This window comes from Salinivibrio sp. HTSP, assembly GCF_003390965.1.
Classification (GTDB): Bacteria; Pseudomonadota; Gammaproteobacteria; order Enterobacterales; family Vibrionaceae; genus Salinivibrio; species Salinivibrio kushneri.
Genome location: NZ_PXUD01000119.1, coordinates 1 through 1,865 on the forward strand (window position 1 = coordinate 1; position 1,865 = coordinate 1,865).

The 1,865-nt window shown below is 49.0% G+C and carries 2 protein-coding genes; both read right to left on the minus strand.

Features of this window, described 5'->3' with window-relative positions; translation table 11 throughout:
- Window positions 1–71 precede the first annotated feature (71 nt).
- Window positions 72–866, minus strand: a complete 795-nt coding sequence (gene istB / locus C7A19_RS15475; RefSeq protein ID WP_116645361.1) for an IS21-like element helper ATPase IstB — start codon at window positions 864–866, stop codon at window positions 72–74.
- Window positions 863–1,861, minus strand: coding sequence for an IS21 family transposase (gene istA / locus C7A19_RS15480; RefSeq protein WP_116645362.1), 999 nt, complete (start codon window positions 1,859–1,861; stop codon window positions 863–865). The genes istB and istA overlap by 4 nt, the downstream gene beginning before the upstream one ends.
- Between the last annotated feature and the right edge of the window lie 4 nt (window positions 1,862–1,865).

Genomic DNA, 1,865 nt, shown 5'->3' on the forward strand with positions numbered 1-1,865 from the left:
TGTCAACGCCAGTTTAAAATTGACCCACTTATCGACGTTATCGCCGAAGTAAAACTGACCCACCCACGTAATTAATTTTTGCTTTCAGATAAACTGTCCAAAGCCGATGGTACGGTTCCAGCCACCTTCTTTCCTTGTAATCGGTAGCTTTCACCGCTGATTTGTACGATGTGCGAGTGATGCAGAAGCCTATCAAGTAGTGCCGCCGTCAACGTTGTATCGTCGGCGAACGCCTTTGACCATTGAGAGAACGGTAAGTTACTGGTCACGATAATACTGCCTTGCTCATAGCGTTTGGCGATGACGTTGAAGAACAAGTTAGCCTCTTCTCTGCCGAACGGTAGATAGCCGATTTCATCGACGATAAGGAGTTTCGGTGCGAGCACACTGCGTCTCAAGTAACTTTCAAGCTTACCTTGAGCTTTGGCAGTAGAGAGTTGAAGCATCAAGTCTGCTGCCGTGATGAACCGCGTTTTTAAACCTTTTTGGACAGCAAGTTGACCAAGACTCACTGCAAGGTGACTCTTACCGACGCCACTTGGCCCAAGTAACACCACGTTTTCCTTTCGCTCTATGAACGCCAGCCCTGTTAGTTCTTTGAGCTGTTTTCTCGGGGCGCCCGTTGCGAATTTGAAGTCATAATCATCGAACGTTTTTTCCATTGGGAAGCTGGCGAACTTAGTCAGTGTGGCTCTTGTGCGCTCAGCTCTGGCTTCCAGCTCTGCGTTCAGCAGTGACTCTAAGTAATCGGCTAGACTCAGTTCACGATTGTTGGCGGCTTCTGCTAATCTCGGCCATTCCTGACCGATAGCTTGTAGCTTCAGCGCTTCACAGGCAGCTTCAATGCGATTCATTTGAAGGTTCATGGTCGCACCTCCAATAGTGCATCATACGTTGATAGTGGGTGTTGGAAGCTCTCTAGCGGCACCACATTATCACTCGTTGTTAGCGTTGTGACTGGACGCGTTGGCGATGGGAGTGGCTGAAGTGTAAAGCGTTCTTCATCTAAGAGAATTTGAGGTTTTGCACCTGTCGTAGCATGCGTTCGTTGATGAGCGACGGTTTCTAGCCATGCGCCGATGTGTCCATTAAGAACATCGACGGTGATGTTAAGACCGTGCTGCTTGAGTGTTGCCGCAAGCGGCGTGACGAAGCTGCTTTTCAAGTAAGCGTTAAATCGCTCCACTTTTCCTTTTGTTTTCGCACGATATGGACGGCAGGCTCTTGGTTTAAAACTGTATTTCTTGGCGGCGGTGAGCAGCGCTGGATTCCACCGATGTTCGCCTTCACCGTAGGCATCACGCTCTATCATGATGGCTTTCGCATTATCGAATAGCACCTCTTTGGGGACGCCGCCGAAGTATTCAAACGCTTCTTCAAGCCCTTGTATCCAGTCTTCTTGACGCTCTCGTTCACTAAAGCGAACGAAGGTCGCTCTGCTATAACCAAGCGTTGCCACGAAGGCTTTAACACGGACGCCGTAATGAGTGATGGTCGTAAAGTCCACTTGCATCTGCTCACCTGGCAATGTCTCGAATCGAACGACAGGGTCGATAGGCGTACTTGATTTGTACTGTTTGATGTACTCCTTGAGCATCGTTATACCGCCTTCATAACCCAGTGATTTTAGCTCTCGTAACAAGACGGTAGCGGGTATCCAATACGGCTTTGCGGTTTCAATGCGCGTGCGTAAGTAGTCATGGTACGGCTGAAGCTTAGTTGGTCGGGGTTGACGCTCAGGATAAACTGGCGCTTTGCTTTTATCTCGAAGGTAATTGCGAACCGTATTCCTTGAGATACCCAAGTCCTTTGCAATGCGGCGGATACTGCGCCCTTGCTGATGTAAAACGTGTATTTCCACGAGT